A 16,061-nucleotide genomic window follows, 5' to 3' on the forward strand; every position below is an offset into this window, starting at 1 on the left:
TATGGCCAGAGGCGTCATCCTTCTCGCGGCAGGCGGCACCGGTGGGCATCTTTTCCCGGCCGAAGCGCTGGCGCATGAGCTGAACGAGCGCGGCTGGTCAGTGCATCTGGCGACCGACGACCGTGCAGAGCGTTTCGCCGGCCATTTCCCGGCCGCAGCCGTCCATCCGATCCAGTCGGCGACGATGGGCTCGAAAAACCCCTTTGCCCTGCTTGGTGCCTTCTGGAAAATCTGGGGCGGCGTGCGCCAGGCTTCCGCCGTCATCGCCAGGATCAAGCCGGATGCGGTCGTCGGCTTTGGCGGCTATCCGACCTTGCCGCCGCTCTACGCGGCGACACGGCGCAAGGTGCCGACCCTGATCCATGAGCAGAACGCGGTGATGGGGCGCGCCAACCGGGCGCTGGCCGGCCGTGTCGATGCCATCGCCGGCGGCTTCCTGCCGCAGGACACCAGTGCTGCCGGGGTCAAGACGGTGACGACAGGCAATCCGGTCAGGCCGGCCGTGCTGGAAGCTGCCAGGACGAATTATGCGGCATCGACCGGGGAACAGCCGTTCCGCCTGCTGGTGTTCGGCGGCAGCCAGGGCGCTCAGTTCTTTTCCGATGCCGTGCCGGGGGCGATCGCGCTGCTTTCCGATGCTCAGCGCAAGCGGCTGGTCATTACCCAACAAGCTCGCGCCGATGATGTGGCGCGGGTCAAGGCGGCCTATGCGGCACTGGGCGTTGCTGCCGAGGTCTCACCCTTCTTCACCGACATGGCGCAGCGCATGGCGGCTGCGCACCTGGTGATCTCGCGCTCCGGCGCCTCGACCGTTTCGGAGATCGCCGTCATCGGCCGGCCGGCGCTGCTGGTGCCTTACCCCTACGCGCTCGACCACGACCAGGCGGCGAACGCGGCGGCCCTTGCCGCTGCCGGCGGCGGCGAAGTGCACCCGCAATCCTCGCTCTCGCCCGAACGCATCGCAGTGCTCCTCGGCGGGCTGATCGACCAGCCTGAGCGGCTTGTGGCGATGGCGGCGGGCGCGAAATCGGCCGGCCGGCCGAACGCGGCACGGTTGCTCGCTGATCTTACAGAGGCTATTGCGTCCAAAAAAACCATTTCGGATTTCAGGAAGGGGACGCAAGCATGAAGATGCCGCAGACCATCGGCCTTGTGCATTTCATCGGCATTGGCGGCATCGGCATGAGCGGCATTGCCGAAGTGCTGCACAATCTCGGCTACAAGGTGCAAGGGTCCGATCAGGCCGAAAGCGCCAATGTGCAGCGGCTGCGCGACAAGGGCATCGAATGCTTCGTCGGCCATAGGGCCGAGAATCTCGGCGATGCCGAGGTTGTCGTCGTCTCGACGGCGATCAAGAAATCCAACCCTGAGCTCAAGGCCGCGCGCGAAAAGCTGCTGCCGATCGTGCGCCGGGCCGAAATGCTGGCCGAGCTGATGCGCTTTCGCCAGGCGGTGGCGATCGGCGGCACGCATGGCAAGACGACCACGACCTCGATGGTGGCGACCTTGCTCGATGCCGGTGGGCTCGATCCGACCGTCATCAATGGCGGCATCATCAATGCCTACGGCACCAACGCGCGCATGGGCGACGGCGAATGGATGGTGGTCGAGGCCGACGAAAGCGACGGCACTTTCCTGAAACTGCCGGCCGAGATCGCGGTCGTCACCAACATCGATCCCGAGCATCTCGATCACTATGGCAGCTTCGACAAGGTGCGGGAGGCGTTCCGCCAGTTTGTCGAGAACGTGCCGTTCTACGGTTTTGGCGTGATGTGCACCGACCATCCCGAGGTGCAGGCGCTGGTCAGCCGCATCGAGGACCGCCGGGTCATCACCTATGGCGAGAATGCGCAGGCCGACGTGCGCTTTACCAATCACCGCATGGCAGGTGCCATTTCGGAATTCGACGTGGTGATCCGCGACCGCAAGACAGGCGGCCAGACTGTCATAGCAGGCCTGCGCCTGCCGATGCCCGGCCGCCACAACGTCTCCAACGCGACGGCAGCGATCGCGGTCGCGCATGAGCTCGGCCTGTCGGCCGAGGCGATCAAGAAGGGCCTGTCGTCCTTCGCCGGCGTCAAGCGCCGCTTCACCCATACCGGTTCGTGGGACGGCGTCGAAATATTCGACGATTACGGCCACCATCCGGTCGAGATCTCGGCGGTGCTGAAGGCGGCGCGCAGCGCCACCCAGGGTCGCGTCATCGCCATTGCCCAGCCGCATCGCTTCACCCGGCTGCATGATCTGTTCAACGAGTTTTCCACCTGCTTCAACGACGCCGACACAGTGATGGTGGCGCCGGTCTACGCGGCCGGCGAAGAGCCGATCGACGGCGTCAGCTCGGACGCGCTGGTGTCGCGCATCCGCGCCGGCGGCCATCGCGACGCGCGCTACATCGAGGGTCCGGCGGCGATCGCGCCCGTCATCCGTGATCTGGCCAAGCCGGGTGACTTCGTCGTCTTCCTGGGCGCCGGCAACATCACCCAATGGGCCTATGCGTTGCCCAAGGAGCTTGGCGGGACCGTCTCATGATGCACGGCCAGGCCCTGATCGACAGACTTGGCGACCGGCTTGCCGGCCTGCGCGGCCGCCTCACGCCGAACGCCGAGATGGACAAGATCACCTGGTTCCGTGCCGGGGGCCTGGCTGAAGCGTTGTTTCAGCCGGCTGATGAGGAGGATCTTGCGGTGTTCCTCAAAGCCGTTCCTGAAGAAATACCTCTTACCGTCGTTGGCGTCGGCTCGAACCTTTTGGTCCGCGACGGCGGCATCGAGGGCTTTGTCATCCGCCTTTCGGCCAAGGGCTTCGGCGAGGCCGAGGTGATTTCGCCGATCAGGATCAAGGCGGGAGCTGCGACCCCCGACAAGCGCGTCGCAGCGGTGGCGCTCGAGGCCGGCATTGGCGGCTTTCATTTCTACCACGGCATTCCGGGTGCAATCGGCGGTGCGCTGCGGATGAATGCCGGCGCCAATGGTGTCGAGACGCGCGAGCGCGTCGTCGAAGTGCGGGCGCTCGACCGCAAGGGCAATGTGCAGACGCTGAGCAATGCCGATATGGGATACGCCTATCGCCATTCGGCGGCGCCCTCAGGGCTGATCTTCACCTCGGCCGTGTTCGAAGGCTTTGCCGAGGACAAAACGGCGATCAAGGCGGCGATGGAGGCCGTGCAGAACCATCGCGAGACCGTGCAGCCGATCCGCGAGAAGACCGGTGGCTCGACCTTCAAGAATCCGGAAGGCACGTCGGCCTGGAAGGAGATCGACAGAGCGGGCTGCCGCGGCCTGATGATCGGCGGCGCCCAGATGTCGCCGATGCATTGCAATTTCATGATCAACACGGGAACCGCGACCGGCTACGACCTGGAATATCTCGGCGAGACGGTGCGCACGCGGGTGCTGGAGAATTCCGGTATCCGGCTGCAATGGGAAATCAAGCGAATCGGCAATTTCCGGCCGGGGCATGCCGTGCAGGAGTTTCTCGGGCAGCTCCTTTAAGGTGCACCTTTGCGCGCGTTGAAGTTCATGTGATGCATGAACTTCAACGAGGCCGAAACGGTCCGCGACCGTTGCCGCAAAGACTCAACGACACGCTTTTCGCATCCATTTTCTCAGAAAGTGAATCTCTCGGAATCGTAAGCACTTGCCAGTGAATCAACTCTCTGATTCTCTGCTCGAAAGCGTTTCCTGATTTGAGTCGTTCGACGCGTTTTCAGCGTTTTCCGTCTGGGGGGGGGCAACCTGCCGGGAGACTCTGACTCAATGTTGCGGAAAATCTGGTTTTGGTCCGCCGTGAGAGAGGGGATGCCGGGGAATGAAAAACAAGCATGTGGCCGTCCTGCTGGGTGGTTTTTCGTCCGAGCGGCCCGTGTCTCTTTCGTCGGGAAAGGCTTGTGCCGATGAACTCGAGAAGGAAGGCTACCAGGTCACCCGTGTCGATGTCGGGCGCGATGTCGGCTCCGTGCTTGCTGGGCTCAAGCCCGATGTCGCCTTCAATGCGCTGCATGGCCCTTTTGGCGAAGACGGCACCATTCAGGGCATCCTTGAGTATCTCGGCATTCCCTACACCCATTCCGGCGTGCTCGCCTCGGCCTTGGCCATGAACAAGGAGCAGGCCAAGCGGGTTGCCAAGTCGGTCGGCATCGTGGTCGCCGAATCGAAGGTCGCCAGCCGCTTCGCCATCCAGAACAAGCATCCAATGAAGCCGCCTTATGTGGTCAAGCCGGTCAATGAGGGTTCGAGCTTCGGTGTCGTCATCGTGCATGAAGGCCAGTCGCATCCGCCGCAGGTTCTTGGCTCGTCGGAGTGGAAATATGGCGATACCGTCATGGTCGAGCGCTACATCCACGGCAGGGAGCTGACCTGCGCGGTGATGGGCGATGTGGCGCTGGGGGTCTGCGAGATCATCCCGACCGGCCATTCCTTCTACGACTATGATTCAAAATATGTCGCCGGGGGATCAAAGCACGAATGCCCCGCAAAAGTTTCACCGAATATTTACCAAAAAATACAAACACTGGCGCTCAAGGCTCACCAAGCGATCGGCTGTCGAGGCGTTTCCCGTTCGGACTTCCGTTATGACGATCGTCATTCCGAAAACGGCGAGATTGTCTGGCTCGAGGTCAACACCCAGCCGGGTATGACGCCGACGTCTTTGGTACCTGAAATCGCCGCCCATGCCGGGCACTCGTTTGGCGATTTGTTAAGTTGGATGGTGGAGGACGCTTCGTGTCTGCGTTGAAATGGGGACAGGGTAGGGAGAGGGGCGCGGCCGGGCCGGCGCTGTTCGGCCTGTCATTGTCGTTGGACCATTTCGTACTGCCGCGCATGCTTCGCCGCCCGGTGCGCATTCTGGCGCGCCTGGGCGTTGGGGAATTCCAGGCGCCGCGCTTTTCCGCGGCCATGATGTCGGCCGTGCTGATTTTCTCGAGCAGTGCCTATGGCGCCTATCTCGGTGGTCATGTCGACGGTATCGTGCAGAGCATCACCGCCCGTACCGGCTTTGCCGTCGATCAGGTCAAGGTGGTCGGCAATCGCCAGACCTCGGAAATCGATATACTCGACAGGCTTGAACTTGATGGCTGGACGTCGCTGATCGGCTTTAATGCCGAGGCAGCGCGCGAACGGATCTCCGGCCTGCCGTGGATCGAGGTTGCGGCGGTGCGCAAGGTCTACCCGCACACGCTGGAAGTACGTGTCGAGGAGCGCGAGGCTTTCGCGCTCTGGCAGCAGGGCGACGAGCTTTCGGTCATCGAGAGGAATGGTGCCATGATCGCGCCGTTCTCGGGTGGCAAGCAGGTGCTTCTGCCGCTGCTGATCGGCACCGGCGCGCCGGCGAGCGCGCCCGATTTCCTGGCCAAGGTCGAAAAATATCCCGAGCTCGCGAGCCGGATCAAAGGTTATATCCGCGTCGGCGAGCGGCGCTGGGACCTGAAGCTGGACAATGGCATCACCGTCAAGCTTCCCGAGGACGACGAGGATCAGGCGCTCGCCGAACTCGTGAAGATGGATCATGACAGCGGCTTGCTGTCGCGTGACATCGCCGCCGTCGACATGCGCCTGACGGACCGGCTGGTCGTGCAGTTGACGGCGGAAGCGGCGACGCAGCGCGAAGCCGCCCTCAACGAGAAACCCAAGAGCCTGAAGCGCAAGCCGGAGACGAAGATATGAACTGGCTTGGCGGTCCTGGCGATGCCGCGTCGCGCCGGTCCGGCACCCTGACGGTGCTGGATGTCGGTTCGAGCAAGGTCTGCTGCATGGTGGCCAAGCTGAAGCCGTGCGATGACGGCAAGCTGCTGCGCGGCCGCTCGCACCGGATCCAGGTGATCGGCATCGGTCACCAGAAGTCGCAAGGCGTGAAGTCGGGTGTCATCGTCGATCTCGACCGCGCCGAGCACGCCATCCGCCTTTCCGTCGACGCGGCCGAGCGCATGGCCGGGCTGACGGTCGATTCTCTGATCGTCAACATGACGGCCGGCCGGCTCAAGAGCGAAGCCTTCTCCGCCACCATCAATCTTGGCGGCCATGAGGCCGACGAGGCCGACATCAAGCGCGTTCTCGGTGCTGGCGCCAAGCAGGCGCTGAAGGCCGAGCGCGAGGTGATCCATTCGCTTCCCGTCGGCTTCTCGCTGGATGCCGAACGCGGCGTGCGCGATCCGCGCGGCATGGTCGGTGACGCACTCGGCGTCGACATGCATGTGCTGACCGGCGACGCCGCGCCGATGCGCAATCTGGAGCTTTCTATCAACCGCTCGCATCTGTCGGTCGAGCGCATGGTGGCGACGCCCTATGCCAGCGGTTTGGCGGCCCTGGTCGACGACGAGCTGGAAATGGGTGCGGCCTGCATCGACATGGGCGGCGGCACGACAACGATTTCGGTGTTTTCGGAAGGCAAGTTCGTCCATGGCGACGCCATCGCCATCGGCGGCAACCACGTCACGCTGGACATGGCCAAGGGGCTGTCGACCTCGCTCGATGCCGCGGAACGGCTGAAGGTGATGCATGGCTCGGCGCTGCCGGGCAGCGCAGACGACCGCGACCTGGTCTCGATCCAGCCGATCGGCGACGATGGCGACGTGCCCTTGCAGATCCCGCGCTCGGTGATGACGCGCATCGTGCGTGCCCGTATCGACGAGACGCTCGAACTGCTGCGCGACCGGCTCAACAGGTCCGGCTACGGCAATGCGGTGGGCAAGCGTGTGGTTCTTACCGGCGGTGCCAGCCAGCTTGCCGGCCTGCCGGAGGCGGCGCGCCGCATCCTGGGACGCAATGTGCGCATCGGCCGACCGCTCGGCGTGGCCGGCCTGCCGGAAGCGGCGAAGGGGCCGGCCTTCTCGGCCGCGGTGGGGCTTCTGATCTATCCGCAGATGGCGAGCTTCGAGAGCCATCCTGCGAAAGGAATTTCCGGTCTCAAAATGACCGGAACGGGCGGAAAACTGCATCGCATGAGTCAGTGGTTGAGAGACAGTTTCTAAAATTGACGGGGACAGCCCCATAGGCGGCCGCGGCGGCGAAGCGGCGTGAAAGGCAAAGGACGGAGACAATGACCATCAATCTGCAGAAGCCGGACATCACCGAGCTTAAGCCGCGCATCACCGTGTTCGGTGTCGGCGGCGGCGGCGGCAATGCCGTCAACAACATGATCACCGCCGGTCTGCGCGGTGTCGAGTTCGTGGTGGCCAACACCGACGCGCAGGCGCTGACCATGTCGAAGGCCGGCCGCCTGATCCAGCTCGGCGCGCATGTCACCGAGGGCCTCGGCGCCGGCTCGCAGCCGGAAGTCGGCCGTGCGGCGGCGGAAGAGTGCATCGACGAGATTCTCGATCACCTGACCAACACCCATATGTGCTTCGTCACCGCCGGCATGGGCGGCGGCACCGGCACCGGTGCTGCTCCCGTCGTTGCCCGCGCGGCGCGCGAAAAGGGCATCCTCACCGTCGGCGTCGTCACCAAGCCGTTCCACTTCGAAGGCCAGCGCCGCATGAAGACCGCGGATTTCGGCATCGAGGAATTGCAGAAATGCGTCGATACGCTGATCGTCATCCCCAACCAGAACCTGTTCCGGCTGGCCAATGACAAGACCACCTTCGCCGATGCCTTCGCCATGGCCGACCAGGTGCTCTATTCCGGTGTCGCCTGCATCACCGACCTGATGGTCAAGGAAGGCCTGATCAATCTCGACTTCGCCGACGTCCGTTCCGTCATGCGCGAGATGGGCAAAGCGATGATGGGCACCGGCGAGGCTTCCGGCGAGGGCCGCGCGATGGCCGCCGCCGAAGCGGCGATCGCCAACCCGCTGCTCGACGAGACCTCGATGAAGGGGGCCAAGGGCCTGCTGATCTCGATCACCGGCGGCCGCGACCTGACGCTGTTCGAAGTCGACGAAGCCGCGACCCGTATCCGCGAGGAAGTCGACCAGGACGCCAACATCATCCTGGGCGCCACCTTCGACGAGGAACTCGAAGGCGTCATTCGCGTCTCGGTAGTTGCCACCGGCATCGACAAGTCGGCGGCTGAAATCGCCGCCGCGCCGATCTCGATCCGCACGGCGCCTCCGAAGCCGGCCAACCGCCCGGCGGCTCAGATCGCGGAGGTTCGTCCGGCGCCTGTCCAGCAGGCGGCATACGAGCCACGCGCTGTCGACCCGGTCGCGGAAGCCATCCATCTGGCCGAAGCTAATGCCGCGGCCATGGCGCAGGCGCGCCCGGCCCCGGTCGCCCACGCTGAAGATTTCCGCCCGCAGAGCAAGATCTTCCAGGCACCGCCCGCCCAGCCGATGCCGCAGCCGGTGGTCCAGCAGATGCAGCCGGCCCCGCAGCCGCGCGAGATGCTGCAGCGCGAAGCGCCGCAGCCGGTTGCCATGGCGCCGCAGCGTATGCCGCGCGTCGAGGACTTTCCGCCGGTCGTCAAGGCCGAGGTGGATGCCAAGAGCCGCCCGGTCGATCACGAGAACAACAGCGGACCGATGGGCCTGCTGAAGCGCCTGACCAATGGTCTGACCCGCCGCGAGGAAGAACCCGCACGACTGCAGCCGGCGCAGCCGCGCGAGCCCAAGCTACGCCAGGCAGCGCCCGAAGTACGCCGTCTTGCCAGTCAGGATGCGCAGCTGTATGCGCCGCGCCGTGGCCAGCTCGATGATCAGGGCCGTCTGACGCCGCAGGTGAGGACGACTCAGGAAGACGATCAGCTGGAGATTCCGGCGTTCCTGCGCCGCCAGGCCAACTGATTGGTAAACGGACTGTAACATTTGTTAACAGGCAAGCGAGGAATCGCTTGCCTGTTAACGTTTTAAATGATGGGATTTCAACGACTTAACAATTCGTGTTCATTCCATTTCGCGGTTACACAGAGTAAGAAACCGTGATTTGGAGTCTCCCTGACGGGACATTATCTTCGCTGCCTACCATCATCGGTTTGCCGGGATTTCGGGGGAAGTCACCCTGCCAGCCGATTCACACAAGAGCCGCGCCCTCGGGCTGGAGAAGCGGACCTAGGCATTACGGGCTTATGGGGATTGTCTTGCACGACTATCAGACGACATTGAAGACGCGCGCGTCGCTTACCGGCACCGGCGTCCACAGCGGCAAGGAAGTGTCCATCAGCTTCGTGCCCGTGGATGCCGACACCGGCATCGTTTTCCAGCTTTTCAACGGTGCGGAGCAGGGCCGCGAGTTTCGTGCCCTGGTTTCGGAAGTCGGCGCTACCGACCTGTGCACCATGCTTGGTGATCCTGCCGGCGAGCATATCGCCACGGTCGAGCACATCATGGCGGCGCTGTTTGGGCTCGGCATCGATAATGTCGCTGTCGAGATCGATGGTTCCGAGGTTCCTATCTTCGATGGCAGCGCCATGGCGTTCGTCGAAGCCATCGACCGGGCGGGTATCGAGACGCTCTCGGTCAAGCGGCGCTATATCAGGGTCATCAAGCCGGTCCGTATCGAGAACGGCGCCTCGTGGGCGGAGTTTCGCCCCTATGACGGGACCCGTTTCGAGATCGAGATCGACTTCGAAAGTCCGGCGATCGGCCGTCAGCTGTTTGCCTCCGACCTCAATGCCGATATTTTCCGTCGCGACATCGCGCGCGCCCGCACCTTCGGCTTCATGAAGGATGTCGAGCGGCTGTGGGCTGCAGGCTATGCGCTCGGCTCCTCGCTGGAGAACTCGCTGGTCATCGGCGACGACAACCGCGTCATCAATATGGGCGGCCTGCGCTATCCCAACGAATTCGTGCGCCATAAAACGCTGGACGCCATGGGCGACCTGGCGCTGGCCGGCGCCCGCTTCATCGGCTGCTTCCGCTCCTATCGCGGCGGCCACAGGATGAATGCCGCGGCCCTGCGCCGTCTGCTCTCGGACCGCACGGCATTCGAAATCGTCGAGACGACACGCCGCGAGCGTGGCCGCAGCGCCGAGATGAACGCCGTCAATGCGCCACTCTACGCGCCCTGGATGATCTGATTTCCCGGGTTTTTCGGGTTCCATGGGCGATAGCGCATGTGGCAGGAATGCACCACTCGCCAGTGAAATTGCATTGACGTCCAAGCTGCGTCCGGCCGCCACAAAAATGTGCGATTGGCCGGAGATAGCGTTGTCGGGCAAGGCGGTTATGGTTTATGGCTGCTGCCGTCGATTAATGCATGTCGTTCAAAAGTGGGGACCAGTTTTGAAACAATGGCATGCAACTGGCATTGAAATGGCGCCGAAAGGGCGAGATCCAATCATGTTCTTCAAGCGAGTTGGTCAATTGAAAGCACCGCAGAGGGCTGTTTTCCTGGCGCTTTCAGTAGTTGTTCCATCGCTCTTTCTGTCGGCCTGCATGTCGTCGGAGAAAGATATCGACCTGTCGACCTATGTCGACCAGACCGAGCCGGCCGATGTTCTCTACAATCAGGGCCTTGCCAATCTCAATGCCGGGCGCCTGCAGGAGGCGAGCAAGAAGTTCGACGCCGTCGACCGCCAGCATCCCTATTCAGAATGGGCCCGCAAATCGATGGTGATGGGCGCTTTCGCCGACTATCGCCAGGGCAATTACGATGAGGCGATCGGCTCGGCCAAGCGCTATCTCACGCTTTACCCGTCGACCGATGACGCCGCCTATGCGCAGTACATCATCGGCTTGAGCTACTACCGTCAGATCAAGGACGTGACGCAGGACCAGAAGGAAGCGCGTCAGACCGTCCAGACGATGCAGGATCTGGTCACGCGCTGGCCGACATCGGAATATGTCGACGACGCCAAGGAAAAGATCCGCTTCGCCAACGACCAGTTGGCCGGCAAGGAAATGCAGATCGGCCGCTACTATCTTGAGCGGCGTGAATACATCGCTGCCGTGAAGCGCTTCCGCACCGTGGTCGAGAACTATTCCAACACCCGCCATGTCGAGGAGGCGCTCGCCCGCCTGACCGAAAGCTATTACGCGATGGGCCTGACTTCGGAGGCGCAGACCGCCGCCGCCGTGCTCGGCACCAATTACCCTGACAGTTCATGGTACAAGGATTCATACAAGCTCTTGCAGAGCAATGGGCTTGCACCGCGCGAAAATGCCGGGTCGTGGATATCCAAGGCCGGAAAGATGATCACCGGCGCCTGATCCCAAGCAGACGTTGCAGGCTTCACCAACGCGCCGTCTGCCTGGTTTTGTTGCTTGTCGCGGGTTCTAGCCGCAAAACCGCACGACACTTTTGTGGAACCTGCCTGGAGCACTCGGATCGAAGCGTGCGCTTTTTCGGATTGATCCGGTGCTCAAACAAAAAGATAGTGCGGCGCTGCGACTCCAAACCGTCGCGTGCCGTTCTAGATTTGGGTTCTGATGCTTTCCAGACTGTCGATCCGCGATATCGTCCTGATCGAGAAGCTGGATATCGACTTCCAGCCGGGTCTTTCGGTGCTGACCGGCGAAACCGGTGCCGGAAAATCCATCCTGCTCGATGCCTTGTCGCTGGCGCTCGGAGCGCGCGGCGATGCTTCGCTGGTGCGCCATGGCGCGGCGCAGGGGCAGGTCATCGCCGTCTTCGACGTGCCGCGTAACCATCCGGCGCGTACGCTGCTTGCCGACAATGCGATCGAGGATGACGGCGACATCATCCTGCGCCGCCTGCAGACGGCGGACGGCCGCACCCGCGTCTTCGTCAACGATCAGCCTTCAAGCGTCACCCTGATGCGCGATGTCGGGCGCGCGCTGGTCGAGATCCACGGCCAGCATGACGAGCGCGCGCTGGTCGATCCCGGAGCGCACCGCGAGGTGCTCGACGCTTTCGGTGGCCATCTCGGCGCCGTCCGCTCGACCGGCGAGGCATGGCGGCACTGGCGCGCCTGCGAGCAGGAGCTGTCGCGACACCGCGCCAAGGTGGCGGCGGCGGCGCGCGAGGCTGATTATTTGCGCGCTGCGGTGGCGGAACTGACCAAGCTCGATCCGCAGCCGGGCGAGGAGACTGATCTCGCCGAACTGCGGGCGTCGATGATGCGAGCGGAGAAGATCGCTTCCGAAATCCATGATGCGCAGGATGTGCTATCCGGCCCGTCCTCGCCCTTGCCGCAACTGGCCAGCCTGCTGCGGCGGCTGCAGCGCAAGGTGACGGAGGCGCCCGGCCTGCTCGACGATGTCGTCAAATCGCTCGATGAGGCGATGCTGTCGCTCGACGCAGCGCAATCGGGCGTCGAGGCAGCATTGCGCGCCACCGAATATGATCCGCAGCGGCTGGAGAAAGCGGAGGAGCGGCTGTTTTCGCTGCGCGCGGCCTCGCGCAAACACAGCGTCGCCGTCGACGATTTGGCGCAGCTGCGCGACACGATGTCGGCCGATCTCGCCGATCTCGATGCCGGCGAGGAGCGCCTGCACGGGTTGGAAAAGCAGGCCACCGCCGCGCGCGAGACCTATGACATTGCCGCCGCGCAGCTGTCCTCGCTTCGCCATGCGGCGGCGGTCGGCCTGACCAAGGCGGTGATGGCGGAATTGCCGGCTCTGAAGCTCGAACGCGCCGCCTTTATCGTGGAAATGAAGAGCGAGGTCGAAAGCCGCATGGAAGAGGGGATCGATCAGATCGAATTCTGGGTGCGGACCAATCCAGGCACGCGGCCCGGGCCGATGATGAAAGTGGCCTCCGGCGGGGAGCTTTCGCGCTTCCTTCTGGCGCTGAAGGTGGCGCTGGCTGATCGCGGCTCGGCGCCGACGCTGGTGTTCGACGAAATCGACACCGGTGTGGGCGGCGCTGTCGCCGACGCTATCGGCCAGCGGCTGGCGCGGCTGTCGAAGCGGGTCCAGGTGCTGTCGGTGACGCACGCACCACAGGTGGCGGCGCGCGCGGCGACGCATTTCCTGATCTCCAAATCCGGCACCACCGACCGTGTCGCCACAGGCATTGCCGAAATGGATCGGCCGGCGCGGCAGGAAGAGATCGCACGCATGCTGGCCGGCGCCACCATCACCGACGAGGCGCGCGCCGCCGCGGAGCGGTTGCTGCGTGAGAATACCGCCGTTTCCTGATGGCGCTGCTTCCCGATCGGGGGTGCCTCTAACTGGTGAAATTCGACACACGAACAGAGTCAGCATATGGCTCCATCCTGCTGTTTCGGCGTGGTTTTGTCAGAATTCAGCTCCCTTCCATCCGAATCCTGATCTATTGTCCCGGGCCAACAGCAGCCAGGTGCAAAACCATGTCCGAAAAACCAGTCGATGCCCTGACCGAAAGCGAGGCCGAAGCTGAGCTGAAGCGCCTCGCGGAAGAGATCGCCGAGCACGATCGGCGCTACCATACCGAAGACGCGCCAGTTATCACCGATGCAGAATATGATGCGCTGGCACGGCGCAACCTTGCCATCGAGGAGCGCTTTCCAGCGCTGGTTCGCGAGGACTCGCCATCGCTGAGGGTTGGTGCAGCACCCGCGGAAGGCTTTACCAAGGTGCGCCACGCCGTGCCGATGCTCAGCCTTGCCAAAGCCTATACCGACGATGACGTCACGGATTTCATCGAACGCGGGCGGCGGTTCTTCGATCGCGACAAGGAGCTCGACATCGCCTTCACCGCCGAACCGAAGATCGACGGGCTGTCGGCTTCGCTGCGCTACGAGAACGGTGTGTTCGTGCAGGGCGCGACGCGTGGCAACGGCGCCGTCGGCGAAGACATCACCGCCAATTTGAAGACTATCGCCGACATCCCTGCGAAGTTGAAAGGCTCGGGCTGGCCCGAAACCATCGAGATCCGCGGCGAGGTTTATATGAGCTATGCGGAATTCGAGGCGCTGAAGCAACGCTCGGCAGCGGCCGGCGGCCAGGACTATGTCAATCCGCGCAATACGGCGGCCGGGTCGCTGCGCCAGAAGGATCCGTCCGTCACCGCCAGCCGCAACCTCAAATTCTTCGCCTATGCCTGGGGCTACACCTCGGCGGATCCCGCTCCGACCCAATATGATTCGGTACAGAAATTCGCCGAGTGGGGGTTCAAGATCAGTCCGCTGATGGTGCGGGCGAAATCGGCCGAGGAGTTGATCGCGCATTATCATCGGATCGAGGAGCAGCGCTCGGCGCTCGGCTACGATATCGACGGTGTCGTCTACAAGGTCGACCAGCTGGAATTGCAACGCCGATGGGGCTTCGTCACGGGCGAACCGCGCTGGGCGGTCGCGCACAAATTCCCGGCCGAACAGGCGATGACGACCGTGCAGAAGATCGACATCCAGGTCGGTCGTACCGGTACGCTGGCGCCGGTTGCGCGGCTGGCGCCGGTCACTGTCGGCGGCGTCGTGGTCGAGAACGTCACGCTGCACAATGAGGACTACATCAAGGGCCTGGACAGTACCGGCGAGCCGATCCGAGATGGCATCGATGTGCGCATCGGCGATACGGTCGTGATCCAGCGGGCAGGCGATGTCATTCCGCAGATCGTCAGCGTCGTCATCGACAAGCGGCCTGCTGATGCGGTGCCTTACGAGTTCCCTCACACTTGCCCGATCTGCGGCTCGCCGGCGACGCGCGAGATCAACGAAAAGACCGGCAAGGAAGATTCCCGCCGGCGCTGCACCGGCGAACTGATCTGCCCGGCGCAGGCGGTGGAGGGATTGCGCCACTTCGTGTCACGCGGTGCCCTGGACATCGAAGGGCTCGGCGCGGAAAACATAGACACGTTCTTCAATGCGGGATTGATCAAGACCGCCGCCGATATCTTCACGCTCAGGGACCGCCGTCCGGCTGTCACCAGGGCGCTGGCCGAGCGCCGTGAGGAGCAGGCAAGGCAGCGCGAGGCCGCATCGGGCAAGACACGCAAGAATGTGCGCAGCGTCGAGGATCGCAACTATGAGGGCCTCGACAAGCTGTTCGCCGCCATCGATTCGCGCCGCGAGCCGGAGCTGGACCGCTTCATCTTCGCGCTCGGCATCCGCCATATCGGTGAAACGACGGCCGCCGTGCTTGCCCGCACCTTCTCGACCATCGAGGAGCTGATCCGCGTCGGTAAGGAGACAGCGGCAGCGGAGAATCCACATACGGTTTTCCCCTCGGTCAACGGCATCGGCGATACCGTGATCGATGCTTTGCGCGACTTCTTCGGCAATGAGCGCAATGACGACGTGCTTGACGCGTTGCTCCGCCAAGTCAAGCCGAAGCCGTATATCGTCAACGTCTCGGCCGACAGCGAGGTCGCCGGCAAGACGGTCGTGTTCACGGGCTCGCTGGAGAAGATGACACGCTCCGAAGCCAAGGCGATGGCGGAGCGCCTCGGCGCCAAGGTCGCGGGCTCGGTTTCGGCGAAGACCGATCTTGTCGTGGCCGGGCCAGGTGCCGGCTCCAAGCTGAAGCTCGCCAGCGAACTCGGCATCGAGGTGATCGACGAGGATGCCTGGCTGGTGCGGATCGGCAAGGCATGACCGGACCGTTCAGCGGCTTCGGCCCCAAAGCCATTCCGTTCCTCAAGGCGCTGGATTTCCACCAGAGCCGCGAGTGGTTCCTGGAGAATCGCGATCTCTTCGAACAGGAGTTGCGCGATCCACTCAGTGATCTCGTCGAGACGCTGACCGAGCGCTTCGCGGAGGCAGGTCTCGGCCTGCGCGGCGACCGCAAGAAGTCGCTGTTCCGGATCAATCGCGACGTGCGTTTCGCCAGGGATAAGCGGCCCTACAACAGGCATTTGTCGGCCATCCTGTCGCCCGACGGCACCAAGATGGAGCAGGGCGTGTTCTACGTGCATATCGGGCTTGAGCGCTGCTTTGCCGACATCGCCTGGTGGCAGCCGGAGCCTGCGCTGCTGCTGGCGATGCGCAAAGCCGTCGCGACGAAGCCGGACAAGTTTCGCGCCCTGGTGGCGGCGTTGAAGAAGAACCGGCTTGAACTCGAGACCGAAGGCCGTATGAAGCGTACGCCACGCGGCTTCGAGGAAATCAGCGATCCCGATCTGGTCGCCGCCATCCGCCACCGGCATTTCTATGTCCAGCATGTCATCGATCCGGCCGGAATCCATACGGCTGATCTGGTCGATGAACTCGTCGATTTCACCTTGCGCGCCAAGCCGCTGCTCGACTGGGGCAGGGCGATCGAGGGCAAGATCCCGAAGGAATAAGCGTCTAACTCAGCCGATC

12 protein-coding genes are annotated in these 16,061 nt (G+C 63.4%); all 12 read left to right on the top strand.

What is annotated here, in order from left to right; translation table 11 throughout:
* Position 1: 1 nt before the first annotated feature.
* The gene (murG, locus tag NKK51_RS06220) at positions 2-1,129 is read left to right on the top strand and encodes an undecaprenyldiphospho-muramoylpentapeptide beta-N-acetylglucosaminyltransferase (protein ID WP_352551791.1); all 1,128 of its coding nucleotides are present in this window, start codon (positions 2-4) and stop codon (positions 1,127-1,129) included.
* Positions 1,126-2,532, top strand: coding sequence for a UDP-N-acetylmuramate--L-alanine ligase (gene murC, locus NKK51_RS06225; protein ID WP_023813140.1), 1,407 nt, complete (start codon positions 1,126-1,128; stop codon positions 2,530-2,532). The genes murG and murC overlap by 4 nt, the downstream gene beginning before the upstream one ends.
* Positions 2,529-3,494, top strand: a complete 966-nt coding sequence (gene murB / locus NKK51_RS06230; RefSeq protein ID WP_352551793.1) for a UDP-N-acetylmuramate dehydrogenase — start codon at positions 2,529-2,531, stop codon at positions 3,492-3,494. Before murC ends, murB begins: the two co-directional genes overlap by 4 nt.
* A 316-nt stretch (positions 3,495-3,810) precedes the next feature.
* A complete protein-coding gene (locus NKK51_RS06235; RefSeq protein ID WP_352551794.1) occupies positions 3,811-4,737 on the top strand; it encodes a D-alanine--D-alanine ligase in 927 nt (308 codons plus the stop codon).
* Positions 4,725-5,666 (top strand): cell division protein FtsQ/DivIB, encoded by a 942-nt coding sequence (locus tag NKK51_RS06240; RefSeq protein WP_023813137.1) that lies wholly within the window; start codon positions 4,725-4,727, stop codon positions 5,664-5,666. Before NKK51_RS06235 ends, NKK51_RS06240 begins: the two co-directional genes overlap by 13 nt.
* Positions 5,663-6,970 carry a cell division protein FtsA gene (gene ftsA, locus NKK51_RS06245; RefSeq protein WP_023813136.1) on the top strand — a complete coding sequence of 436 codons (1,308 nt, stop codon included), beginning with the start codon at positions 5,663-5,665 and terminating at the stop codon, positions 6,968-6,970. Before NKK51_RS06240 ends, ftsA begins: the two co-directional genes overlap by 4 nt.
* Positions 6,971-7,038: 68 nt before the next feature.
* Positions 7,039-8,721 carry a cell division protein FtsZ gene (gene ftsZ / locus NKK51_RS06250; protein WP_352551797.1) on the top strand — a complete coding sequence of 561 codons (1,683 nt, stop codon included), beginning with the start codon at positions 7,039-7,041 and terminating at the stop codon, positions 8,719-8,721.
* A gap of 281 nt (positions 8,722-9,002) precedes the next feature.
* Entirely contained in the window at positions 9,003-9,953 is a 951-nt protein-coding gene (gene lpxC / locus NKK51_RS06255) for a UDP-3-O-acyl-N-acetylglucosamine deacetylase (protein WP_352551798.1), read from the top strand.
* A gap of 262 nt (positions 9,954-10,215) precedes the next feature.
* Positions 10,216-11,085 carry an outer membrane protein assembly factor BamD gene (locus NKK51_RS06260; RefSeq protein WP_023813133.1) on the top strand — a complete coding sequence of 290 codons (870 nt, stop codon included), beginning with the start codon at positions 10,216-10,218 and terminating at the stop codon, positions 11,083-11,085.
* A 219-nt stretch (positions 11,086-11,304) separates the two neighbouring features.
* Complete coding sequence (gene recN / locus NKK51_RS06265; protein ID WP_352442242.1) at positions 11,305-12,978, top strand: DNA repair protein RecN; 1,674 nt, start codon at positions 11,305-11,307, stop codon at positions 12,976-12,978.
* Positions 12,979-13,148: 170 nt separating this feature from the next.
* Entirely contained in the window at positions 13,149-15,353 is a 2,205-nt protein-coding gene (gene ligA, locus NKK51_RS06270; RefSeq protein WP_352551800.1) for an NAD-dependent DNA ligase LigA, read from the top strand.
* Entirely contained in the window at positions 15,350-16,042 is a 693-nt protein-coding gene (locus NKK51_RS06275) for a DUF2461 domain-containing protein (RefSeq protein WP_128303501.1), read from the top strand. The genes ligA and NKK51_RS06275 overlap by 4 nt, the downstream gene beginning before the upstream one ends.
* Positions 16,043-16,061: the final 19 nt, after the last annotated feature.

It is taken from the genome of Mesorhizobium sp. M0011, from assembly GCF_040324155.1.
Taxonomy (GTDB): domain Bacteria; phylum Pseudomonadota; class Alphaproteobacteria; order Rhizobiales; family Rhizobiaceae; genus Mesorhizobium.